The sequence below is a fragment of the Polaromonas sp. P1_E3 genome, assembly GCF_056405935.1.
On the sequence record NZ_JBFUBD010000245.1, the window covers coordinates 1 to 4,156 of the forward strand.

The 4,156-nt window shown below is 60.4% G+C and carries 5 protein-coding genes; 2 read left to right on the forward strand and 3 right to left on the reverse strand.

The features are described 5' to 3' along the window. Positions 1–415, reverse strand: a 415-nt coding sequence (locus AC1D0Z_RS16910; protein WP_477659379.1) for a hypothetical protein, incomplete at its 3' end; no start/stop codon positions are given. Positions 416–941: 526 nt separating this feature from the next. Next, positions 942–1,559 (reverse strand): hypothetical protein, encoded by a 618-nt coding sequence (locus tag AC1D0Z_RS16915; protein WP_477659380.1) that lies wholly within the window; start codon positions 1,557–1,559, stop codon positions 942–944. Positions 1,560–1,687: 128 nt separating this feature from the next. On the opposite strand from AC1D0Z_RS16915, the gene AC1D0Z_RS16920 reads away from it, so the two are divergent. Continuing rightward, the gene (locus AC1D0Z_RS16920; RefSeq protein WP_477659381.1) at positions 1,688–2,101 is read left to right on the forward strand and encodes a VOC family protein; all 414 of its coding nucleotides are present in this window, start codon (positions 1,688–1,690) and stop codon (positions 2,099–2,101) included. A 3-nt stretch (positions 2,102–2,104) separates the two neighbouring features. Here the strand turns inward: AC1D0Z_RS16920 and AC1D0Z_RS16925 are convergent, their stop codons facing one another. Beyond that, on the reverse strand, positions 2,105–3,043 hold the full coding sequence (locus tag AC1D0Z_RS16925; RefSeq protein ID WP_477659382.1) for an alpha/beta fold hydrolase: 939 nt from the start codon (positions 3,041–3,043) through the stop codon (positions 2,105–2,107). Positions 3,044–3,438: 395 nt separating this feature from the next. Here AC1D0Z_RS16925 and AC1D0Z_RS16930 point away from each other — a divergent pair. Beyond that, positions 3,439–4,156 (forward strand): SDR family NAD(P)-dependent oxidoreductase (locus AC1D0Z_RS16930; RefSeq protein ID WP_477659383.1); only part of this gene is annotated, 718 nt, incomplete at its 3' end.

The following is a 4,156-nucleotide window of genomic DNA, read 5'->3' on the forward strand; positions in this document are numbered from 1 at the left end:
GTGTCCAGGCTTCGCGCTGTGGATCAAGGATTTCAAAAATGAACTTGCTAGGAGCGTTCGTTTTGAGTTTCTTGTCTGTAACGACGATCTCGCCTTTGTACTGAAACGGGGAGTGATGACGTTGGCGGTGAAAGAGATGAATGGCCTCACCGGTTTCTCTGGCCCGTAGCATGCGCCCTTCGGCGAAGTGATCATTCGGCCCTTCCCATTCGAGGATGTCTTCTTTGAGAATGTCCTTGTAGCTCGTGGCCGAGGTTTGCTTTTCCTCTGTGACAAAAAGGATGATCTGGTCGGCACCTGCCGGAGTAACCACCCCTCTAGCTAGCGCTTGATATGCTCTGTAGCCCCATAGCTCGGCTAAGTCGGGCCTCGTCCAGAAGCTACCAACCGAGATATTTGTGAAGGAAACTGCCATCTCCGCTCTTTCTTCTTAGTCTGAGCGCCGATCTTGCCGGAGTAGGGCTTGTTGCGCAATGACCTGAATGGAGAGACGATGGCGCTATGGCTTGGTAGACGTCTTGCTTAAGCAGAACTCCGGCGCGATGTAGCAAACATCCCACTCGCCAAAACATTTGCTGCCAAAGACAATGGTTCCCTCAATTACCTCAAGGGAATTGATGGTCAATGAAGTGTTTGGAAAAAAGCGCTGAGCATCACGGCGGTTTAGGAATCGCAAAGTAACCTGTTGGGCATAAAGCGTTTTGACGTAGTGGAGCGGGCCCAACTTCGGACCCGGGAAGCCAGCCGTTTTCATTGCTTGCTGTGGGAAGTCTCTGCCGTGCGATAGCGACAGATACAGGCCTGGATGCCTAGGCATTTCGCCCCAATCAGGTAGCGGTTTCGATTTGCGTTGAGTAGACATACGCAGAGCATATTTACTTGTCGAAGAAATTGAACCCAGGGCTTTACCTGGGTATCGGAGGGATTCACGTGGCTAGGTGTTAGCAGTGAATCCGAAACTGACGATCGCGGAGCTCTTTCCGGATGCGAGTAATTTCATCCTGTGTATGTCCGTTTAGCGGCTGCCTTGCCAACGCATCAAGACGTTTGATTTCTGCGTCAATGAATACACATTCGCTTCTTTTGTCGGGGGTTGCGTTGGCAGATGGAGCGATTGTGGACAGCGATGGTGCGGCCGGCTGGATGCGATCCGCCGCCGCCATCTGCGAAGGCGATAGGCCAGTCATCAGGTYGTGATCGGCCTTGGTGACGACTTGCGCGCCTGCCGCGCCTTGTGGGCAGGCGTCGTCGCTATAAATGGTTTTACCGTTGACCACGCACTTGGTGACGATGCGGGTGCCCGGTGCTGGAGTCGCGGGCGCCACTGGTTGCGGCTGTGCTGATGTTTGGGGTTGCGGTGAAGGTTGGGCGCTAGTTGGCGTTGCCTGCTTGGTCTTCGCTGGTAGTCCCTGATCACTTAGCGACTCCCACACCCGATAGCCTGCGTAAGCAAGCGCCAGAAGAACGAACACGAAGGCAATCCAGCGCAGAAGCGGCTGTTCTGGCGCCGGACTGAATGGCCGCTCACGGTCACCACGCTTCATAAAATCCTGGTCCATCCGTTTCCCCCTCGCCTGTTGTTTGCATCAACGATACCGTATGAATATGTTTTGGTGAACAGGGTCTTCATTGCCAGGGACGTTTGGGATGGTTAAGCTTTTCTTCTCGAGCAACAAGGACTAAACGCATGCCAAACACCCCATCCCTCCCCGAAAGCATCATGTCCCACGTCTCCATCGGCACGAACGATTTCCCACGTGCCAAGGCGTTCTACACCGCTGTGCTGGGTGCGATGGAGATCAAGGTGATCATGGAGCACCCCGGTGCTGTGGCTTTTGGCCGCGCTTATCCAGAGTTCTGGGTAGGCTTACCGCATGACGGTGGCAAGGCGCATGTGGGCAATGGCTCGCACTTTGGTTTTCTGGCCGTTTCCAAAGCGCAGGTGGATGCGTTTTATGCCAAGGCGTTGGAGCTGGGCGGGCAGGGCGACGGCGCGCCGGGCCCGCGGCCTCTGTATGGGCCTCAGTATTACGGCTGCTTTGTGCGGGACCTGGATGGGCACAAGATTGAGGCGCAGTTTTCAGACACCTCTGCCGGCTGATTCCTAGCTGGGGTGCGCCTCTGCTTCGGCCTCTGCGTCTGCTTTGGCTTTCTTCTCTTTCTTTTTCTTGCCGGTGCTGCCGGCCTCTAAAAACTCCAGCAGCATGGCGTTGACCTGCGCGCTTTCTTCGTGGTGCAGCCAGTGCGTGGCGCGGGGCAGGTGAATGGCCTCGCCCTTGTCGCACCAGGTGATGGCCTCTTCGGCCAGGCCGCGCTCCAGAGCGCTGTCGCGGTCGCCCCAGAGGACCCTGACGGGCACGGTGATGCGCGCCGGCGGCTTGGAGGCGGTGGGCAGCAGCAGGGCGCGGTACCAGTTCAGCATGCCTGTCAGCGCGCCGGCTTCGGCCCACGCTTCGCGGTAGGTGGCGAGGTCTTCTGGCGTGAAGGTGCCGGGGCGGCTGGTGCTGGTCAGCGCCCAACGCAGGGCCTGGTACTGGTTGGCGCGMAGCATTAGCTCGGGCGCCAGGGGCAGCTGGAACAGGCCGACGTACGCGCTCCTGAACAGCTGCAGCGGGTTACGCATGGAGTAGCGCAGCAGCGTCGCGGGGTGCGGCGCGTTGAGGATGGCGGCGCGCTCTATGTGCACGGCGTGGTGCATGGCCAGGTGCCAGGCAACGATGCCGCCCCAGTCATGCCCGACCACGCTGAATTGCTGGCGGCCCACGCCTTGGGCCAGGCTGATGATGTCTAGCGCGAGGGCGTTGAGCTGGTAGGCCGGCACGCCGCTGGGTTTGGCTGAGCGGCCATAGCCGCGCTGGTCTGGCGCCAGCACGCGAAAGCCGGCTTCGGCCAGCGGCGCCATCTGGTGGCGCCAGGCGTAAGACGTTTCCGGAAAGCCGTGCAGCAGGATGACCAGCGGGCCATCTTCGGGCCCGGCGGCCACGGCGTTAAAGCTGAGGCCCTGGGCCTGCAGGCTGAGCGTTTCGGTGCGGGGTGCGGCCATGGTGTTGTGCTTTCTGTCGTGCGCTCTTGGTCTTTGGCGGTGTGGCGACGCGGCGATGCCGTGCCGCAGGGCCTGACTGTGCGGCACGGGTTGATGCGCGTGTGCAGGACGGCGCCGCATGCGCTTGTCGCCCAAGGTGCGGGCGGCCACGCAAAAGGCCCATGGCCCCGAAGGTGAAGGGTGAAAAGTGACGCCAGCCCAATGGTGGCGAGCGCAAGCAGCTACTGTATTGATAGCAAGCGCCCGGTATTTCGCCTTGTCGCGCCCGGGTACGAGGCGTTGTCTGACACCGGCGCGTGGGGGCGGTTTCCAGAATGGTTTTTATGTGCTGGCTGTTGTGCGCCCCTTGCGGCGCAGCAGCCTGGTTTTGTTCAACCTTTTTCTGGAGACTCACCATGGAATCGTCATCAATCCGCCCGCTCGCCATCGTCACGGGCGCTTCTTCGGGTATTGGTTACTACCTGGCCATGTGCGCCGCCGAGGCGGGCCATGACCTCATCCTGGCGGCTGACCAGCCGCTGGAGGCCGCCGCCGAAGAAGCGCGCCGCATGGGCGTGCAGGTAGACACCGTGCAGACCGAGCTGGCCAGCCGCAAGGGCGTGGAAGAGCTGTACGCCGCAACCAATGGGCGGCCCGTGGCCTTGCTGATGGCCAATGCCGGGCATGGCTTGGGCGGCGCCTTTTTGACGCAGGACTTTGAAGACGTGCAGCATGTGATTGACACCAACATCACCGGCACGATTTACCTGCTGCAGAAGGTGGCCAAGGAGATGGTGGTGCAGGGCCAGGGCCGCATCCTGGTGACGGGCTCGATCGCGGGCTTCCAGCCGGGCAGTTTCCAGGCGGTTTACAACGGCACCAAGGCGTTTGTGGATTCGTTTGCGGCCGCGCTGCGCAATGAGCTCAAGGACACGGGCGTGACGGTGACCTGCCTGATGCCCGGCCCGACCGACACCGAATTTTTTGCGCGCGCCGGCATGCTCGACACCAAGGTGGGTTCCGACCAGGATGCCAAGGCCGACCCGGCCGATGTGGCAAAGATCGGCTTCAAGGCCATGATGGACGGCGAGGCCGACGTGGTGGCGGGCCTGAAGAACAAGATGCAGGTCATCA

What these genes read in the sequence shown, in the direction of transcription:
- AC1D0Z_RS16920 (WP_477659381.1), top strand. Translation starts at nt 1,688, where the DNA reads ATGCCAAACACCCCATCCCTCCCCGAAAGCATCATGTCCCACGTCTCC.